Source organism: Enterococcus sp. DIV2402 (genome assembly GCF_017426705.2).
Taxonomy (GTDB): Bacteria; Bacillota; Bacilli; order Lactobacillales; family Enterococcaceae; genus Enterococcus_F; species Enterococcus_F lowellii.
In genome coordinates, this window is record NZ_CP147251.1 from 2,595,618 (window position 1) to 2,614,228 (window position 18,611).

The following is an 18,611-nucleotide window of genomic DNA, read 5'->3' on the forward strand; positions in this document are numbered from 1 at the left end:
GGAAACATATCAATGTATGCATTTCCCCGCTAATCGTTTTATTTAACTGTTTGAATCATTGCATCCACTAAGTAATCTAATTGTACTTTTGATGAATAAATGTCAATATCATAAAATAAGTCAAAGTCGATAGGCACAATTTTTCCTTCTTGAACAGCAGGTATTGCTTGCCATACTTTATTGTCCGCTAAACCACCTTGTTCACCAGAAAAGATAATAAAGTCACCCGTATATTCTGGCAAGACTTCCATTGATAATTCTCGATATTGGTCTTTCCCAATAATTTCATCTTCGATCACTTTTGGTGCTTTTAAGCCTAAATGACTATAAATTAAATCGCCACCACGTCCCCATTTATCACCAAAAACCCAGATGCTGCCATTTCCATCATAATCTCCTTCAAAGATACTGACTGTTTGATCCAAGATACCATTCTCTTCAAGCTTAGCTTTGGCATCTGTAATTTGCTGATCAAAATCAGCTAACAACGTTTTCGCTTCTTCTTGTTTATTAAAGACTTCTCCTAAAAAGGTTAATCGTTCTTCCATTGACATTTCCGTAAAAGGAACGAAAATCGTTGGTGCAATTTTCGACATTTTCTCCACATCATCTTCAGAAATAACTAGGATTAAATCAGGTTCATACGCCATAATTGTTTCTTCATCAAACGTATCCCAAACAGGTATATCAGCGACTTCTTTTTCATAGGCTTTGCCAGTTGCATCATAGGTTGCGACTGGTTTTACTCCTAACGCCAAAACATCACCTAAGTTATACGTTACAATGACGCGTTGTGGAACATCAGGTATCTCTACATCACCTAATGTTGTTTCAATTGTACGAGTTTCGTTACTTTCTTTTTCGGTTCCTTTATTTTCTTGATTGCTACAAGCACCTAAGAACATTAAAAATAGTGCTAATAAAAAAATGCTAACTTTTTTCATTTTTCTCCCCCTAAATTTGTTGATTTTGACATAATTGTGCATAAACACCTGCATGTTGCAACAACTCATCATGTGTACCGACTTCCGAAATTTCACGATTAGCTAATACGACAATTTTATCTGCATGGCGGATGGTGGATAAGCGATGAGCAATAACAATCGTCGTACGATCAATAGCGATTTTATCTAACGCTTGTTGGATTTCCTTTTCAGTTTTGGTGTCCAAAGAGGATGTTGCTTCATCCATAATTAAAATCGGTGTATCTCTTAAAATCGCACGTGCAATTGATAGTCTTTGTTTTTGACCTCCTGATAATTTAAATCCCCGTTCACCAATCAAAGTATCATAACCATTTTCTAATGATTCGATAAAATCATGGGCATTCGCCGCTTTAGCCGCTTGTATTACTTGTTCTTTTGTTGCGTGTTTCAATCCGTAGACAATGTTTTCGAAAACTGTTCCATTAAATAAAAAGGTATCCTGTAATACCATACTGATATTGTCGCGAATAGTACTTAATTTTAGTTGCTTCAAATCCACACCATCAAATAAAATCCGACCTCGTGTAGGATCATAAAAACGATTCAATAAATTACTAATCGTCGTTTTCCCAACACCAGTAGAACCGACTAAAGCCACTGTTTCTCCTGGTTCAATGGTCAAATTAATGTTTTGAAGTACCGGTTGCTCTTTTTTATATGCAAAACCTAAATCTTGTAAGTCAATTCTGCCAGTTAATTTAGCAATTGTTTGTGCGTCACTGCTTTCTTGAATTTCAGATTCTTCATCCAACAACTCAAATACTCGTTGACAACTAGCAATCGCATTATTGGTGCTTTCATTGAGAGACGATAAAACATTGATGGGCGCATAAAAGAGATTTAAATACAAAATAAATCCAACTAGTTCTGAGACAGCCATTTGATTAATTGAAACCAAATACCCACCATAAATAATGACTCCTACTAAGCCCACAGAACTAAAAAAGCCAATTAACGGACGAACGAATTCATCCATTTTTATCGCTTGTAACATGGCATCGCGTTCTTTGTTGATAGCTTGTGACATCCGTTCTTTTTCACTGGCTTGTTGATTAAACGCTTGAATTTCTTTCATTCCCGATAAATTATCTTGTAACGTGCCACTCATTTCAGCCATCACTTTGGCATTTTTTCCCCATAAAGGAAATGCTCGCTTTGAATAAAGGTAGTTGGCGAAAATAATTAAAGGCACACTTGCTAAGCTTAAAAGTGCTAATGGCACATTAATTGTAAATAACATAAAAGCAACTGCGATTAACGTTAAGCCATGAACCACAAAATCTGGAAAAACATGGGCAAATAAACGTTCTGCGCCTCCTGCATCATTCATCACGTAACTCATCAAATTTCCTGTTTGTTTGTCGCTATAATAGCGTAAAGATAAATGTTGCAATTTGTCGTAAATTTTTAGTCGTAATTCTGCTACGTATTTATATGCGCCTAAATGTGTATAATACCCTTTGATATAATTAAATACGCCTTGCAAAATATAAACACCGAGTAGCGTTACCCCCATAATCAAGGATTTTCGTGCAACATCTGGATCTCCACTGGTAATTAAAGCAATTAAGCGTTGCATCGCCCAAGGAGCATACAGACTAGCAATCGTTGCACATCCGCTAGCTAAGATGCCTAAACCAATGTATCCATGATACTTTTTTGAATCTTTTAATACCCTAAATAAAACTGTCATTCGCATTCTCCTTAATTAAGTTATAAGTTAAGCAAATTGGTCGTTGTGTATTTTCTTCAATAACTATTTTGGCATCAATCTGAAAAACTGTTTTTAAAACAGATGGCGTGAGAACTTCCATTGCTGTTCCATGACGGACGATTTTACCTTTACTAATCGCAACCATATAATCCGAAAAACGAGCAGCTAAATTCAAATCATGCAAGACCATTGCAATCGTACAATTTTGTGTGTGATTCAATTGCTGCAGTAATTCCAAAATCTCCAATTGATGTGCTAAATCTAAATAAGTTGTTGGCTCATCCAGCAAAATCAGCTCTGTTTGCTGAGCCAAAGCCATGGCAATCCAGACTCGTTGCCGTTGCCCTCCTGACAAACTATCGACTTCACGATATTGAAATTCAGTTAATTTTGTTACGTTTAATGCCCAATCAATTAATTCTTTGTCTTCTTCTTTTAATTTTCCAAAGCCTTTTTGGTGAGGGAAGCGACCATAAGCAATTAATTCACTGACTGTCAGTCCATTAGGCGCAGTTGGCGTTTGTGGTAAAATCGCCATTTTCTTAGCAATCTCTCTCGTTGACAATTTATTGATATCACTACCATTTAAATAAACAACGCCTGCTTTTTTCTTAATAATGCGGCCAATAGCTTTTAAAATGGTTGATTTTCCACAGCCATTTGGGCCAATAATCGACGTGATTTTTCCAGTTGGAATAGCTAAATTTAACTCATTAACAATCAAAGCATCTTCATACGCGATTGCTAATGACTTGGTTTCAATGTGATTCATATAACCCTCCTAATTGGCTTTAGCCAACAAATATAAAAAGTATGGTGTACTTAACACCGTAATTACAATCCCCGTAGGAACATCACTACCAAAACTAATTGAGCGAGTAATTGTATCTGATAATAAAATAATAATAGCACCGATAATTCCTGAAACTGGCAAGAAAAATTTATGATTGGGTCCCACTAATTTTCGTGCCATATGTGGTGAAATCATCCCCACAAAGAAAAAGTTGCCGCCTAATGCGACACTACCAGAAGCTAGAGCAATTGAAGCTAACGATAAACCAATAAACTCTGGTTTGACAGCGACACCCAGCCCAGTTGCTGTTTCATTTCCCAGGTTTAAGGTATTTAACACTCGGGATTTATAAATGGTATAAATTAACAGTAAAATTACCCATGGTGCCAAAATAACCAGATACCGCCATTCATCGCCCCATAAGTTTCCTGCTTGCCAGCGTTGAATAAATTCCATATCTTGATCGTCTAATTTTAATGTCACTAAAGTTGTTAATGCACTGTATCCACTACTCACAGCAACTCCGGTTAAAATTAAGCCGGTCGGTGAAATATCACGCCCTCTATTGTAGGATAAGAAAAAGATAATCAATGCTGAGATAATCCCTCCAATAAAAGCCAAAATTGGAATCGCAAAAGGCGAAGAAAAACCTTTTGTTGAAAAAATTCCAATATACAATAAGACAAATAAGCCAGAGCCGGAACTGATACCTAATGTTCCTGGGCTTGCCATATCATTGCGCAATAAGCTTTGCATAATGGTTCCTGATGCACCCATGCCGATACCAACCAAAATAGCTAACACAATTCGTGGCAAACGAAAGTCGTATACAATTAATTCTTGCTGGCTAGTGCCATTTCCCAACAACACTTGCCAAACTTCACTAGGTGCTAAATTCATTTTTCCAGAATTAATGCTAATTACAGCAACAAAAACCGTTAATAAAATTAACCCAAATGTCATTAGGAGGTTTCTTCGTAAGTTAAACTTCGACGTTTTCATTCAAATTCCCTCCGTTGTTTTCTTACTAAGTATAAAAAGAACGGCACACCAATCACGGAGAAGATAATCCCAATGGGTGTTTCAAAAGGGCGATTGATTAAACGTCCAACTAAATCCGCCGCAACAGTTAATACTGCACCATATAATGCGCTAGCAGGAATGATATATCGATAATCGACACCGACTAAATAACGCATCATATGGGGAATAATTAACCCAACAAAGCTGACAGGACCCACTACGATAACGGATAACCCTGTCAAAATAAGCACTACTATTGTCGAAATGCCTTTCACCAATTTGGTATTCAACCCTAAACCAATGGCGACTTCATCACCTAAACTCAACATAGTAATTGAAGGAGACAAAGCAATAGCAACTAAGACGCCAAGTACAAAAAATGGCGTAATTACCATTAATTCACTCCATTTCGCCCCCGCTGTTCCGCCTGCGCTCCAATAAGTCAAAGCATGACCTAAACGATAACGAATCGACAGATAAGAACTTAATGCCCCAAATAACATCGAAATGGATAACCCTGCTAAAACTAATCGTTGCGGTGTCATTCCGCCACGACCAACCGAAGCAATGAAATAAGTTAATCCTGTTGTCACCGCAGCACCTAAACAAGCATAAAACATCATTTGCCCATACGTTCGATTCACTAAAAAAGATAAACATAAAGCAATCGCAAATGTCGCTCCCGAACTAATTCCCATCAATCCTGAATCAGCTAATGGATTTTTGGTTGTTCCTTGCATAATCGCCCCACAGATTGCTAAACTACAACCTACAATAATATCTGCGATGGTCCGCGGAAGACGCAATGTACGGATGATTTGATGCTCAGTTAAACGACTGTCAAAATTAAAAATAGCTCCCCAAGCCGTCGTAAAGTCCATTTTTGCCGCACCAAAAGAAATAGATGCTGCCGTAATCAAAATCAATAACAGCAATCCTATCGCCATTTTAAATGTAAAATTCCAAGAACCATTTTGTTGTCTTGGTTTTACCAAATTTTGCATACTCTCACTCCATTACTGAATAATTAGAAAGAAAGACTCCCCAAGATAATCAGGAAGTCTTCTTTAAAATCATTCACTGATGTTTAGATTTTCAACTACATAATCCAATTGTGCTGTTAAACTGGCTATATCAGAATAATAGAATAAACCTGCGTATTCTCCAGGCACAGTTGTGATGTTTCCTTTTTCAACTGCTGGGATTGTTTTCCAAATTTCTGTTTTTTCAAATTCTGATTCTTTGCCTTCTTGTAAGAACCAGATAATATAATCACCAAAATAATCAGCAGCTACTTCATAAGACAAAGAACCGCGACCTTCGCCAGAAGACTCAATCAACTCTTCTAACTTAGGTGCTAATTTCAAGCCTAAATAATCGTATAACAAAGTCCCTCCACGTGAACCAGTTTCATAATAGACACCATAAGAATCACTTCCCCAGTCTTCAAAAATACTGAACGTTTTATCTTTGAAAGCATCGGTTGAAAATTTTTCTTTTGCATCTGCCAATTTTGTTTCAAATGTATCAATCGCTTCTGTAGCTTCTTCCTCTTTACCTAAAACTTCCCCTAAAAATTCCAAACGTTCTTCTGAACTCTTATCTTCAGAAATCACCACAACCGGCGCAACCTTTGATAATTTTTCATAATCTTCCGGATTATAAGTAACAATCAAATCAGGTTCATAAGAAAGTAATTCTTCTTTTTCCCATTTTTCAATAGCAGGGACATCTTTTAATTCATCATAAAAAGGCATTGTTTCTTGAGCCCAACCAGAGTAGCCCACTGGTGTTACATCTAAGGTTAAGACATCTCCAACATACCAATTCACCAAAACATTTTTCGGATTGATTGGAACCTCTACTTCACCCATTTCTGTCTCAACTACTTTAGTTTCTGGTTCAGCACTTTCTTCTGAACCACTCTTATTTGTACATGCAGCTAAAAAACTGCTTAAACCTAATAAAGCAACAAACAACGTTAACTTTTTCATTTCATCCACTTCCTTTTCATTTATAAATTGAGAATGATTCTCATTATCAATGAAAAAGATTATAATTTACTTATTAACAAATTACAAGCTATTTTTAATTTAATCTGTGAAATCATTCAAAAAGTGTATAAAAAAAGACAAGTAGTGCTTTCCCTACTTGTCCACTTGAGGTTGAAACGGATCTTTTAAACCAACGATTGTTTCTTCTTTCTTCATCAGGCATTCATCTAATTCATGAATCATTTTTTGTTGATTAAGGTTCGTTCCAATAAAGACTAATTCAATCATACGATCACCATAATAATCATCCCAAATATCAATTAAATGCTGGCGAATTGTTTTCATTTTTTCAATTTCCCAATTTTTTAGAGTCGCAATCCAGTAACCACTATGTGTGATATCCATTGCTCTACCAGCTTGCGAAATGTTGATAACATTCTCCGGTTGTGTTCCAAACCAAACGACTCCTTTACAGCGAATAACCTCTTTAGGCCAATGATTTAACCAAGCATCAAATCGTTCAGGATGAAAGGGTGCACGCCTTCGATAAACAAATGTTTGTACCGTAAATTCAGAATTCTCTTGTTGAGCAATCACAGGATTATGCTCAAAATAATCAAACGCTTTTTGTTGATTAAACAGCTGCGTATCCATCACTTGACGAACGGGTACTTGACAATACGTACTTTCAATAATTGCTACGTGCGGATTAATTGATTTAATTAGAGCACTTAAATACTGCTTTTCTTTTTCTTGAATTAAATCAATTTTATTAAATAAAACCACGTCGCAAAATTCAATTTGATGCATAATTAATTGATTGCTATTTTGAAATTCTTCATTGAATTTCCCATTTTCAGGAATAACTTGTTGCAATAAACGGTATGCATCCACAACACTTACCATCGTATCCATGTAGCAAAATTGATTAAGGGGTTCTTGTTGACGAGTAGTTCCTTGTGATAAATAGTTAGCGATTAAATCCGGTTGAGCAATTCCTGAAGACTCCACCAAGATATAGTCCACACACTGTGATTTCGCTAGATTCGCTACTGCTTCAATTAATTCCTCACTTAAATCACTGCTGATACTACCCGCTTGCAACGGAATTAACTGGTCTTCTTCAGTAAAATACGGTGATTTTTCAATAATTTTTGCATCAACATTCACTTCAGCAACATCATTAACAATGATACCAATACGACGCTGCTCTTTACATTTGAGTAAATGTAAAAGTAAGCTCGTTTTTCCTGATCCTAAATAACCAGAAATGACGGTGATGGGAAGTTTATCAGAATTGTTTTTTATGCTCACTCTATTAGTCTCCTGTCTTTATCGGATGAATGGAAATCCTTCATGTAAATAACATCATCGCAAGTTTTTTTCACTAAGGAAGAGTTATGTGAAATAAAAAGAACAGCCATATTTTTTTGTTTTTTTAGTAGATTAATTATTCGTTTCTCATTGATTTTATCTAAATTAGCAGTTGCTTCATCACAAATTAAAATCCTAGGTTTAACTAATAAAGCTACTGCTAAACAGATTCGTTGGTATTGTCCGCCACTTAATTCATGAGGACGTTTTGAAAGAGTCTTTTTTGATAAGTCGCAATCCAATAAAATTTTTTCAATCGTCATTTTTATTTGTTGTTTCTGACATAACTGAAATTGTATCAATGGTTCACTTAAAATCTGCTCAATTGTTTTACTCGGATCCAATGATTTACGTGTGTATTGAGCAACTAATTGAATCGTTTGTACCCATTTTTTCATTGAAACATCTTCTTGCTTTTTTCCTTCTAAGTAAATGACTCCTTTCGTACACTTTTCTAAACCAACAATCATTTTTACAAGTGTCGATTTACCTGAACCATTTTTGCCAACAATGCCTAACCACTGTCTCTGATTCAATTGGAAATTACAGTCTTCAATCACTAATTGATTGCCATACTTTTTTTCTAAATTTTTCACTTCTAATAAATTAATTGTCATCAAAAATCTCAATCAACTCCTTAGTATACTGGTTTTTAGGATGTGTTAAAATATCGTTCACTTTGCCTGTCTCTAATAAACACCCCTCTTTAATAATTCCTACATGGGTTCCAAATTGTCGCACTAATTCTAGGTCATGTGTAATAAAAAAAATAGTTTTATTGGCTTGTCGATTCATTTTTTGCAAAAGAGTTAAAATTGTCCTTTGACTTTGAACATCTAAAGCACTCGTTGCTTCATCAGCAATAATAATTTCCGGGTTAGAGACAAGTGCCAAAGCCAAGGCAGTTTTTTGACACATTCCACCACTCAATTCATATGGATAGTTGTCTAATATAGTCAAATTATCAATAAAACCAACTTGATGCATAGCTCGCTTCATCATTTTTTCACGTATTCCTTTTTCTTTAATACCTTTAGATTTTAATAAATGATGAAATTGTGTGCGAATCAATACATTACTTTGCATACTGTCTAGCGGATTCTGCAAAATAAGTTCCATTTTTTCAGTAACACAGCATTTCGTCCCTCTAGTTTGAAATTTCGATGGAAGTAAATCCAAAATAACCTTACTTAATAATGTTTTTCCTCCACCACTTTCTCCAATCAAACAGAAAAAAGCACCTGCCTCTACTGTTAAATTAATAGACTGGAGTAATTCTTCTCCACTTAAAAATACGGAATAATTTGTTAATTGAATCATAATGAAACACCACACTTATTTCTAAAGTGTTTACCTAAGGACTGTGTTCCTAAAACGATGATACTTAGAATAATTCCTGGAAAAATAAAAATCCAAGGAGCCACAAAAAAATACGCTTTGCCATCGAATAAAATAGTGCCCAATTCAGGAACTGGCGGTTGTACCCCAATTCCTAAAAAAGATAAACCAGAAATACTTAACATAATTTTTCCAATATCTGTCAAAAATAAAGACACTAATTCGATAATAATGTTAGGCACAATATGATGAAACAATGTATGTTTGCCATAAGAACCTCGCAATGGTGCTAATATGATAAATTCTTCTTTGCGTATATTTAAGACTAGGTTACGAATGTAGCGAATATACTTCCCCGACCAACTAATAACGAGAGCGATTAAAACAGTCATCAAAGAATTAGCAAATAAACCAGCAAAAACTAACGTTAAAATCAAGGTCGGAATGCTTACTAGAATATCAGCAAACGTTGTAATAATGAGGTCAATTAATTTTCCACTATATCCTGCAAAACTACCTAAAATTAAACTAATAGTGATTACACCTATCAAAGAACAAATTGCTAGAAGTGAGGAATAAATAGTGCCATAAATTATTCTAGAAAATAAATCTCTCCCTAAATAATCTGTACCAAACCAATGTTTTAGATTCATACCTTGCAAGGCATTCTGTTTGTCAATCAGATAGGGGTCTTTTAATTGCCAAATAATAATGATAACTATAATTCCTATGCTAAAGACAGTGCCATACTTTTTCATGCCTGACCTCCTCGTTCAAGTTGAATTCTACGATCAATCTTTTGAATTAACAAATCAACCACATAATTGAGGACAAATGTTACACAGGCAAGTAATAAAGTGATACCTTGAATAACTGGATAATCTCTAGTAGAAATGGCCTCCATTAAAAGCTTTCCAATACCAGAAATGCTAAAGATAATTTCAATCATAATAACCCCACTGAATAGATGAATCAAACTCGTCATACTTAGAGTTAACAACGGGACAAACACGTCTTTTAATTGATAAAAAAGGCGGTAATACCATTTAATATGACGAAATTTAGCAATTGTTTGTCGCTCACTAATAGCTGAGATTGAAAGTAGATCACCTGTCATTTTCGTTAAATAGCAACCTTCTGATAGGCTAAGTACAAAAATCGGTAATACTAAATGCCAAGTGGTACTGCTACCAACAAAAGGAAACAATTTGAGTTGTACACCAAATAAAAAAATAGTAGCAATGGCCATCCAATAAATTGGAAATGATAACACGACTGATACTATTTGATTCAACCAATTCAAAGCAGGAAAATTTCCAATTAAACTTCCAATTGTTACTGCCATAAAAAGACAAATAATAAATGCACTACTCACAAGTTGCATAGTAATACTCAATTTTTCTACCATTAACTGTCTGACTGCTATATTCGATTGAAAAGAATAGCCAAAATCTCCTTGTAAACATTGTAAAAGCCACTTAAAATAACGTTCTAAAAAAGCACCATCCATTCCTAATTTTACTCTTGTTGTTTCCAAAGCTTCAGGTGATACATGATTTACACCTAACCTCCGCAGAACACCTAGAGCTGGATCCCCAGTTGAAAGAGCTAACAAGCCATATAATAGGAAAGAAAATAGTAGGAGACTTATCAACAAACGGAGAGTTTTTTTTATAACAAAGGAGACACTCATTTTATTTCACCTTAATATTTTTAAAATCAATAGGTGCATCAGACAACCCTGAATAAGAAAATTCTGCAATTTTTTCTGACGTAACAAAAATTTCATCTTTATAATCGATTGGAATTGCCAATGTTTCTTGATTTATTCGTTTTAAAATTCCATCAAAAATCTCTTGTTGAGTTGTTTCATTAATGGTTAATGCAGATTGATCTAAAAGTTTTGTTAATGCTACATCATCTGCCAATACACCATGACTCTCTGCGGTATTATGAAATAAAGAATTCAAAAAATTATATGGCAATAATGCGTCCGTATACGTACGATAAAAAATCAAATCAAAATCTTTTGTATTCCATAGGACATCATAATAACTTTCACTGTCTAAAATTGTAATCGTTACTTTGATACCAGCTTTTTTCAACTCACTTTCTATCACTTCGGCTTGTTCTTTCCATTCAGGAAATTCAGTCGTTTGAATAACTAATTTAAAAGCTAGTTCTTTGCCCTCTTTTTCGTAATAGCCTTGAGAATTTTTTTGAAAGCCTTCTTGTTCCAAAATACTTTGTGCTTTTTTCAAATCATAAGTAGACGTTGGTTGATTGTCTGAAGTGACGTATTCTACATTATCTCTAAATAGTCCATTGAGTTGTTTCGTGGACAACTCTTTTTTATTAATAGCACTATCCATTGCTTGGCGAATGGGCGATTTTAATGCTGGATTTTCTGGATTAAATGCTAAAAAGTGAGACATTGTTCCTTTAAACGCATGAACAGTAAATGAAGCATCTGCTTCTAATAATTCACTATCTTTTTCTGTAATATTACCTAGAGTGCCACCTACAATATCGACTTCACCACTTTTTAAGGCCAATGTACGAGAACTACCATCTTCAATTGTTTTAAATTTAATTTGATAGGTCACAGGTTGATTTCCATTAAAATAAGGATTAGGTTCCATTGTTACCTGCTCAGAAGTAAATTCTTTTATTTTAAATGGTCCTGTTCCAATTGCTTCTTTAAATACTCCTGTTACTACGTTATTTTCAACGGAATGAGGACTCATTATCCGTAGTGGTCTAGTTTGACTCAATTCGGCTAAGACCTGATTCGAGGGTTCCTTAAAATATAAAACAATGGTATACGAATCAAGTACTTCAATTTTCTCTAAATTGATTAATGTTTGAAGAGTAGTCGTCTCATTTTTGATTTTTGCGCGTTCAATGGTAAATTTGACTGCTTCTGCATCAAAGGTGCTGCCATCAGAAAACTTACTATCTTTTTTTAAATGAAAGGTATATTTTTTTCCATCCTCACTTATTTCCCAGCTATCAGCTAATCCAGACGTATATGCACCTTTTTCACCATACTGCACAAGCGATTCATAGACAGCACCATACAAAGGCATGTCAGAATCATAACTTGTCGCATCTAGTTTTTCAGCGTTTGCATCTCCCGAAATGGCAATACTAATCGTTGGGATTCCATGAGATGATTGCTGATTAGGAGTTGCGCAACTCGCTAAAAACACAAGTATAAGTACCGAAAAAATTATTTTTATGCCTATTTTCATCTTTTATTTTCCTTTCCTTCGCTTTTTAGCTTTAATCAAATAGGAACTATCAAGTGATAATATATAATCATCTACTGAACGATAAAATTCTTGATAATTTGTCACATCATAAATAGAATCTGTGTATTCCTTGATTAGCTCTACGGAAAAATCCTGTGCAAGCAACTGATTAACTACTTCAGTTAATGTTTTATTTTGCATTTTTGTGGCACCATACTGATTAATTTGAGCTTCCATATAGTCAAAACTAGGATTTTGTGATTGATCTGCAAATGAGGCGTAATAGGTCCCCTCCTCTTTTAATACTTGAGCAATCATTTGAAAATGTGCTGCTAAATCTTCAATTAAATACAAAACAGATGTACTAATTACCGTATCAAATGACTGTTCCAAAGCTAATGCATCTCCTGTAGCTCTATAAGTAATCGGATAATCTCCTACTCTTTCGTTAGCAACAGCAATTGCTTTTTTTGCTAAATCAATACCGTATGCACTTTGATATGGAAGCTGATCATACAGTACTCGTAAAAAGCCTCCTTGGTTACAGCCAAAATCTAATATCTGCTTATTTTCTACATCGTTAGGATTCAAAAGTGAAATAACATTTTCCCATGCTTCTTTATGGCTGTCTTCCATTTCTTGATCTCCATTTATTCCTTTTTGCCACCAGTTATCGTATGCCATATTTTCTCTCCTCCATTGAAATTTTCTCTTAACATTGACAATCCACTGTACAATTAGCGCAATCGTCTAAATAAAAAGCTTGTTGTTTATAATAAGCCAAGCGTGTTTGATTAATTGGTACATTTTCTCTTTGTGCAATTGCTTCGGCAATAATTGCAAATCGTTGACGGAATTTATAAATATAACAGAAAATCACACCTTGATTGCGAACACTGGGACCTATCAAAAAAGCATTGTTTGAAATAGTTGATTCATCAATAGCATTTAAAACAAACTTTCCTGAGGTAGTATCAAATAAATGTGGTGCTAGTATAGCTGCGCCATTCATAAACCCTGTACACAACAAGGGGCGATTTTTCGAAAAAATACTTCTACCATCTGTCGTCTGTATTTCATACCCTTCTGAATTGGGCTGAATGTTTGCAATACAAACTTTTTGGTACACTTTAATCTCACCTTGGTTTGTTTCTTTAAATTCCATAAATCGTTGACGAGTAATTGGAGCTAACCGAATGCTAGGATCCGCTTCTTTTGCAGTTAATCCTGTGGTATTGGTATAGACAGACACTTTTTTACCAAGTTTTGCTAAGTTTAATGCGGCATCAATCCCACTTTCATTCCCACCAATAACGACTTGTTCATTACCAGTCACTTGCTTCCATGTATCAATTTCACTATAATGCAGTGCATGTTCACTACCAGCGAAAGAATGTTTAGGAAATGAATATTCACCTACTGCAAAAATTAAATAATCTGCGATAATTTCACCTAAATCAGTCTCTAAAATATATTGCTCTTTAACTTTTTTCACATGATTCACACTACTATTTGTAAAAATAGGTAAATGATATTCTTTTGCGACTAGTTCAAGGTATTCTGCATAATCTTTTCCTGATAGTCGTTCTTTGCCTAAAGTATATGCTGGTGAAGTATCCACTGAAATAGCATTTAAATCAGGCATACCAAAGCCATTACTTGAAAAAGAAGGTGTAATAAAACGTGTTTCTTGAGGCCAATTTTTAAAACTATGACCGATTTCCTTTTGTTCAAGAATAAGAAAATCACGAATACCTAGCTCAACTAATGTAACACCCATACCAATACCTGCTGCTCCAGCTCCAACAATAACAATTTTTTTATTCATCTACTTCTCTCCTCAAAATCCAAATATAACTTACTTCCCTGAATCCCTTGATTGTTCGCATATTTGCCTGATACATAGTCGTCATAGTCACCTTCAATTGTATGATAATAGATTTGGCAGATATCAATCTCAGGGTAAATCCAAAGTGGTTTTAAACAATGCATTTCAAGCGTCCAATAACCAGAAAAACCGACATCACCAAAACCAGCTGTTACATGCACATTTAAACCTAATCGTCCAACTGAAGAACGTCCTTCCAACATCGGAACAAAGCCATTTGTTTCTGTCCGTTCGATTGTTCGACCAAGATACAATTGATTGGGTTCTAAAAGAAAACCTGTTTGAGGTATCTTAAAAAATTGAAGTTCATTTTCTTTCTTCATATCTAAAGTTGTTGATTTATAAATAGCTAATTCATTGTGTAACCGTAAATTGTAACTATTCGGATTAATTTGTTGCAGACGAAATGGTGTAATGTGAATAGTACTGCCTTGTAGTTCTAAAATCTTTTTTCCTGATAAAATCACTTGTTCATTCCTCGTTTCTTAAAAAATAGTGATACTCCAAGCTAAAATTGCTGTACTAACAATACTTGTTATCATTTGTTTACTGGCAATCGCAAATGCATTTTTCCACCCTAACTCTTTACCAATAGTCAATAAAGTCACCAAGCAAGCTGATAGAGTCGAAGCCAAATAAACAAAAACAAATAATTGTGAAGTTGAGATTGTCGCTAATAAAGCTCCCTGTCCTTCATTTAAAATCAATAAACCATCTTTTCTGATAAAGGAAAAAAGTAATCCTGGCGCCGCTTCAACGGGTAGTGAAAGAAACCTTAATAAGGGAAAAGCTAAACCATTTAAAAATGATAATAGATTGAACATTTGTAAAATTGATGCGATGAAACAAATAATCAAAAAAATAGGCATGGCTTGTACAATGAATTGTTTCATAGAGCTTGTAATTTTCCACCAAAATGTCTGCCAATTGACTGATTGAATATAAGGTAACGGAGCAACTCGTGTTAACTCAGTGGTTGTTGAATGCCAAATTCGAGTATGTATGGCACCAACAATAAACAATAAAAATAAATAAGGTACAAATAAAAAGGGGACCTTAGCTGTATTAAAAATAGACAATGTGGCTCCAATTTGATAACTACAAGCTGAACCAAAAGCAATTAAAGAAACACATGAAGTTCGAGTACAGCTACTACATCCTCTGCTTTGAAAAACAGCGACTACATTGCAACCAAATCCAGTAATCACAGGCAATAAATCTCTACCCGTTAAACCAATTTTACGAAGCCATGGATCTAATGTTGTCGTCAAATGTTCTTGTAACCCTATTTCTTCTGTTAGAGTCGTCATAATACTGATTAAAAAAACGACTGGAAAAGCCCATAAGAAAGAATATGAGCCTAACGTAATCAATCCGTAATCGCCAGTAAGTAATTCTTGGACAGGATAAGGCGCATCGTACAACCAAGTAATTAATGGATTTAATAACGAACGCTCGACAATCGGTTCTAACCATCCAGTAAACCAGTAAGCAATTACTACTGGTAAAGCAAACATCAAAAAAATCGCACTACTTGCACAAATTGGGCCAAAAAACGAATGACGAAAAAGAGGCAGCAAGTCTCGCTGTCCTTCAGCAGAAGTAGGTAAAAAAGTAAGGATACTTCGTGAAGCTCCCCACACGACTGCTCGTGTGATACATTGAATCACTTTTTTTTGTTGCTCTACAGTTATTTTTCTTGTATTAATCCAGATGACCGGTAGCTGTAATAATTCTTGAATTCGTTTTTTCTCTGTATTTGTCGGCTGGTATTTATCACTATGTGTCGCAATGACAGCTACCTTTTGACCTTTTAAACGTAAATTATCGTAAAGTGCCAGTAATTCTTCTTTCAAACGTGGTGCTTTTACCACTAGTAATAATGTATTTTCCTGTTCCAAATAATCTAACGTCGTTTGCATATTTTGACTATCTATATCCAATTGCAACCCTGGTAAATCTGTCAATTGAATTAATTGATTCAATTGACAGGTTCCTTTTGTAGCTGAAGTAGTTGAACCTTTAACATTTTGAGGCAAAGCACTTTTATCACCAGTCATTTCTCGAAACAATCCTGATTTCCCAACCGATTCAAAACCTACAAGCAATGTTTCTATAGAAGATACTGGAAAAGTTTGACTATTTTCTAACATCGAAATTTCTCCTTTATGTTAAATGCTGATTGACTAATAGTGCTCTAATCTCAGCTTCTGGTAACTCTTTTCCGATTAAAACAATTTTAGTTATGGGCTTTTCTTGCCAGCATTCTCCTTCTTCTAGCCGAAAAGCCATATTAACCCCTTGCAAAACAACCGGTTGATCGTAACCTTCTATATTTAGCAGACCTTTATAACGCATTAAATCCATGCCATATAGCTGAATCAATTGACGAATCCATAGAATAACTTGTTTTTCAGGTAACGCTTCTTCCAGGCGAATCACAAAACTATTTACTGGTGTATGAACGTGATGATGTTCATGTGACTCATGGTCGTGATGATGGTGTTCGTGATTATCAATCATATGATCAATGTCTGCTTCAATATCTTCATTGTCTAATCCATGGTCAAATAATTGTAACCCAATTAAATCTGCAAATTGTAAATTTCCATGGACATACTCTTGATCAATAAAAGGATTAATTTTAGCTAATTTTTGCTTTAATGCATGCAATTCTTGTTTGGGAACAGCTTCTGTTTTAGTTAGAAGTAAGCGATCTGCAAAAGCGACTTGCTCCGTTGCTTCAGGATAATGATCTAATTGATATTCAGCATTTTTGGCGTCAACTAAGGTCAAAATACTATCAATCATAAAATGTTCATTCAAAAGTGGCGTACGAACAATCGTTTGAGCAATCGGACTTGGTTCGGCTAAACCACTTGTTTCAATAATAACTCGGTGAATCGCAATGCCACTTTCTTTAACAATTGTTAGTATATCTAAAAACATTTCAGCCAAATCTTCTCGTAAGATACAACACATGCAGCCATTATTCATTTGAAAAATTCGTTCGTCTTCATCGACTAAAACTAATTCATGATCAATACTCGTATCGCCAAATTCATTAACGATAATAATGACTTTTTCATCGCCTTTTGATTGCATCAATTGATTCAGCAGCGTTGTTTTTCCAGCTCCTAAAAATCCAGTTAAAATTGTCACAGGTATCAAAGACATGGATATTCCTCCTTATACGCAAAACAGTTTTTGCGAATCGTTTGCAAGTATTCTAAACTATCAACTTCTATTTCGTCAACCATTAATTGCAAATCATTTGCATTTAATATATAATCAGTTTACAGAAAACTTTAAACGACAGGAGATGATTTAAGTGCGAATGACTAAGCAGCGTAAAGCAATCATTGATTTATTCAAAGAAAATTCTGGAAAAGCATTAAGCGCTGAAATGATGTATCACTTAGTCGGCGATGACAAGATGAACTTATCAACTGTTTATCGAACAATGGATAAGTTATTGGAGGCTAAATTAATTAACAAAACGGTGGTCAATACCGTCGCTTATTTTTATCTAGCAGAATCTGAACATAACCATTTTATGATTTGTACAAATTGTCAAAAAATGATTCCCATTGGTTGTGTAATCAAAAAATTTCTCCCCGATTTAGCTACTCAAAATCATTTTAAAATTACTGGGCATGACATTACGATTTTTGGGTTATGTGAAGAGTGTATATAAAAAATAAAAAAACCATCTCATTGAAATAAATAAGATGGTTTTATACTATTCAGTTTAGTTAATTCAAACTATTTTTTGATTATGATGCTCATCTTATTTTTATAAGAGTCGAGATTTTTCTATCAATATCCATATTTGCTGATAAAATACTTAAGATTATTTTGATAGATTACTCAATGTCGCTGGAAAAAGTTCTTCTAAATAAGAGACTAAATCCGTGACATTCTTTTCTCTATTTAGCAAAGCTTCAATTAGTAAAGGTAAATTGAAACCAGCTAAAGCATACGTGTTTTCATTTTTTCTTTGAATTACCATCGCCACATTAGACGGAGTTCCTCCTTGAATATCTGTCAAAATCAAAACGCCTGAGGTTCTATCTAATGATTGATAGGATTCCTGTGCACTTAAAATGGTTGCTTCTAAATCCATTTGTTCTTCTAACGAAAAACTAGCAATATTTTCTTGATTGCCAACAATCATTTCTGCACTAGCTAATGCTTCTTTAGCAAAATATCCATGACTTCCTAATAAAATTCCAACCAACTTTATC

At 34.6% G+C, this 18,611-nt stretch carries 19 protein-coding genes; 1 reads left to right on the forward strand and 18 read right to left on the reverse strand.

Features of this window, described 5'->3' with window-relative positions:
• Nucleotides 1-38: 38 nt before the first annotated feature.
• From DOK78_RS12615 to DOK78_RS12695, 17 genes are all read right to left on the reverse strand, one after another.
• A complete protein-coding gene (locus DOK78_RS12615; protein WP_207871991.1) occupies nucleotides 39-944 on the reverse strand; it encodes an ABC transporter substrate-binding protein in 906 nt (301 codons plus the stop codon).
• Nucleotides 945-954: 10 nt separating this feature from the next.
• Nucleotides 955-2,679 carry an ABC transporter ATP-binding protein gene (locus tag DOK78_RS12620; RefSeq protein WP_207871988.1) on the reverse strand — a complete coding sequence of 575 codons (1,725 nt, stop codon included), beginning with the start codon at nucleotides 2,677-2,679 and terminating at the stop codon, nucleotides 955-957.
• Complete coding sequence (locus tag DOK78_RS12625; protein WP_207871984.1) at nucleotides 2,663-3,472, reverse strand: ABC transporter ATP-binding protein; 810 nt, start codon at nucleotides 3,470-3,472, stop codon at nucleotides 2,663-2,665. Before DOK78_RS12625 ends, DOK78_RS12620 begins: the two co-directional genes overlap by 17 nt.
• A 9-nt stretch (nucleotides 3,473-3,481) precedes the next feature.
• Nucleotides 3,482-4,456, reverse strand: coding sequence for an iron ABC transporter permease (locus DOK78_RS12630; protein ID WP_339076259.1), 975 nt, complete (start codon nucleotides 4,454-4,456; stop codon nucleotides 3,482-3,484).
• Nucleotides 4,457-4,491: 35 nt separating this feature from the next.
• Complete coding sequence (locus tag DOK78_RS12635; RefSeq protein WP_207871977.1) at nucleotides 4,492-5,520, reverse strand: FecCD family ABC transporter permease; 1,029 nt, start codon at nucleotides 5,518-5,520, stop codon at nucleotides 4,492-4,494.
• Between the two features lie 69 nt (nucleotides 5,521-5,589).
• Nucleotides 5,590-6,510 (reverse strand): ABC transporter substrate-binding protein, encoded by a 921-nt coding sequence (locus DOK78_RS12640; RefSeq protein WP_207871974.1) that lies wholly within the window; start codon nucleotides 6,508-6,510, stop codon nucleotides 5,590-5,592.
• 153 nt (nucleotides 6,511-6,663) lie between these two features.
• Nucleotides 6,664-7,824: a GTP-binding protein gene (locus DOK78_RS12645; protein ID WP_207871971.1), complete on the reverse strand. Its 1,161-nt coding sequence runs from the start codon at nucleotides 7,822-7,824 to the stop codon at nucleotides 6,664-6,666.
• Nucleotides 7,821-8,501, reverse strand: a complete 681-nt coding sequence (locus DOK78_RS12650; protein WP_207871968.1) for a dipeptide/oligopeptide/nickel ABC transporter ATP-binding protein — start codon at nucleotides 8,499-8,501, stop codon at nucleotides 7,821-7,823. The genes DOK78_RS12645 and DOK78_RS12650 overlap by 4 nt, the downstream gene beginning before the upstream one ends.
• Nucleotides 8,491-9,204 carry an ATP-binding cassette domain-containing protein gene (locus tag DOK78_RS12655; protein WP_207871964.1) on the reverse strand — a complete coding sequence of 238 codons (714 nt, stop codon included), beginning with the start codon at nucleotides 9,202-9,204 and terminating at the stop codon, nucleotides 8,491-8,493. Before DOK78_RS12655 ends, DOK78_RS12650 begins: the two co-directional genes overlap by 11 nt.
• Nucleotides 9,201-9,980, reverse strand: coding sequence for an ABC transporter permease (locus DOK78_RS12660; RefSeq protein ID WP_207871960.1), 780 nt, complete (start codon nucleotides 9,978-9,980; stop codon nucleotides 9,201-9,203). The genes DOK78_RS12655 and DOK78_RS12660 overlap by 4 nt, the downstream gene beginning before the upstream one ends.
• On the reverse strand, nucleotides 9,977-10,915 hold the full coding sequence (locus DOK78_RS12665; RefSeq protein ID WP_207871957.1) for an ABC transporter permease: 939 nt from the start codon (nucleotides 10,913-10,915) through the stop codon (nucleotides 9,977-9,979). The genes DOK78_RS12660 and DOK78_RS12665 overlap by 4 nt, the downstream gene beginning before the upstream one ends.
• 1 nt (nucleotide 10,916) lies before the next feature.
• Complete coding sequence (locus tag DOK78_RS12670) at nucleotides 10,917-12,476, reverse strand: ABC transporter substrate-binding protein (protein ID WP_207871954.1); 1,560 nt, start codon at nucleotides 12,474-12,476, stop codon at nucleotides 10,917-10,919.
• 3 nt (nucleotides 12,477-12,479) lie between these two features.
• A complete protein-coding gene (locus DOK78_RS12675; RefSeq protein WP_207871951.1) occupies nucleotides 12,480-13,160 on the reverse strand; it encodes a class I SAM-dependent methyltransferase in 681 nt (226 codons plus the stop codon).
• A gap of 28 nt (nucleotides 13,161-13,188) precedes the next feature.
• Nucleotides 13,189-14,304 (reverse strand): NAD(P)/FAD-dependent oxidoreductase, encoded by a 1,116-nt coding sequence (locus tag DOK78_RS12680; RefSeq protein ID WP_207871948.1) that lies wholly within the window; start codon nucleotides 14,302-14,304, stop codon nucleotides 13,189-13,191.
• On the reverse strand, nucleotides 14,301-14,831 hold the full coding sequence (gene dcd, locus DOK78_RS12685) for a dCTP deaminase (protein ID WP_207871946.1): 531 nt from the start codon (nucleotides 14,829-14,831) through the stop codon (nucleotides 14,301-14,303). The genes DOK78_RS12680 and dcd overlap by 4 nt, the downstream gene beginning before the upstream one ends.
• Before the next feature lie 18 nt (nucleotides 14,832-14,849).
• Nucleotides 14,850-16,517, reverse strand: coding sequence for a nucleoside recognition domain-containing protein (locus DOK78_RS12690; RefSeq protein WP_207871943.1), 1,668 nt, complete (start codon nucleotides 16,515-16,517; stop codon nucleotides 14,850-14,852).
• 13 nt (nucleotides 16,518-16,530) lie between these two features.
• Entirely contained in the window at nucleotides 16,531-17,541 is a 1,011-nt protein-coding gene (locus DOK78_RS12695; RefSeq protein WP_207871940.1) for a CobW family GTP-binding protein, read from the reverse strand.
• A 160-nt stretch (nucleotides 17,542-17,701) separates the two neighbouring features.
• Here DOK78_RS12695 and DOK78_RS12700 point away from each other — a divergent pair, with 160 nt between their 5' ends.
• The gene (locus DOK78_RS12700) at nucleotides 17,702-18,061 is read left to right on the forward strand and encodes a Fur family transcriptional regulator (protein WP_243430456.1); all 360 of its coding nucleotides are present in this window, start codon (nucleotides 17,702-17,704) and stop codon (nucleotides 18,059-18,061) included.
• A gap of 156 nt (nucleotides 18,062-18,217) precedes the next feature.
• Here DOK78_RS12700 and DOK78_RS12705 read toward each other — a convergent pair whose 3' ends face one another.
• Nucleotides 18,218-18,604, reverse strand: a complete 387-nt coding sequence (locus DOK78_RS12705) for a PTS sugar transporter subunit IIA (RefSeq protein WP_207871936.1) — start codon at nucleotides 18,602-18,604, stop codon at nucleotides 18,218-18,220.
• Nucleotides 18,605-18,611 lie beyond the last annotated feature (7 nt).

What these genes read in the sequence shown, in the direction of transcription:
- DOK78_RS12615 (WP_207871991.1), bottom strand. Translation starts at nt 944, where the DNA reads ATGAAAAAAGTTAGCATTTTTTTATTAGCACTATTTTTAATGTTCTTA.
- DOK78_RS12620 (WP_207871988.1), bottom strand. Translation starts at nt 2,679, where the DNA reads ATGACAGTTTTATTTAGGGTATTAAAAGATTCAAAAAAGTATCATGGA.
- DOK78_RS12625 (WP_207871984.1), bottom strand. Translation starts at nt 3,472, where the DNA reads ATGAATCACATTGAAACCAAGTCATTAGCAATCGCGTATGAAGATGCT.
- DOK78_RS12630 (WP_339076259.1), bottom strand. Translation starts at nt 4,456, where the DNA reads ATGACATTTGGGTTAATTTTATTAACGGTTTTTGTTGCTGTAATTAGC.
- DOK78_RS12635 (WP_207871977.1), bottom strand. Translation starts at nt 5,520, where the DNA reads ATGCAAAATTTGGTAAAACCAAGACAACAAAATGGTTCTTGGAATTTT.
- DOK78_RS12640 (WP_207871974.1), bottom strand. Translation starts at nt 6,510, where the DNA reads ATGAAAAAGTTAACGTTGTTTGTTGCTTTATTAGGTTTAAGCAGTTTT.
- DOK78_RS12650 (WP_207871968.1), bottom strand. Translation starts at nt 8,501, where the DNA reads ATGACAATTAATTTATTAGAAGTGAAAAATTTAGAAAAAAAGTATGGC.
- DOK78_RS12655 (WP_207871964.1), bottom strand. Translation starts at nt 9,204, where the DNA reads ATGATTCAATTAACAAATTATTCCGTATTTTTAAGTGGAGAAGAATTA.
- DOK78_RS12660 (WP_207871960.1), bottom strand. Translation starts at nt 9,980, where the DNA reads ATGAAAAAGTATGGCACTGTCTTTAGCATAGGAATTATAGTTATCATT.
- DOK78_RS12665 (WP_207871957.1), bottom strand. Translation starts at nt 10,915, where the DNA reads ATGAGTGTCTCCTTTGTTATAAAAAAAACTCTCCGTTTGTTGATAAGT.
- DOK78_RS12670 (WP_207871954.1), bottom strand. Translation starts at nt 12,476, where the DNA reads ATGAAAATAGGCATAAAAATAATTTTTTCGGTACTTATACTTGTGTTT.
- DOK78_RS12675 (WP_207871951.1), bottom strand. Translation starts at nt 13,160, where the DNA reads ATGGCATACGATAACTGGTGGCAAAAAGGAATAAATGGAGATCAAGAA.
- DOK78_RS12680 (WP_207871948.1), bottom strand. Translation starts at nt 14,304, where the DNA reads ATGAATAAAAAAATTGTTATTGTTGGAGCTGGAGCAGCAGGTATTGGT.
- DOK78_RS12690 (WP_207871943.1), bottom strand. Translation starts at nt 16,517, where the DNA reads ATGTTAGAAAATAGTCAAACTTTTCCAGTATCTTCTATAGAAACATTG.
- DOK78_RS12695 (WP_207871940.1), bottom strand. Translation starts at nt 17,541, where the DNA reads ATGTCTTTGATACCTGTGACAATTTTAACTGGATTTTTAGGAGCTGGA.
- DOK78_RS12700 (WP_243430456.1), top strand. Translation starts at nt 17,702, where the DNA reads ATGACTAAGCAGCGTAAAGCAATCATTGATTTATTCAAAGAAAATTCT.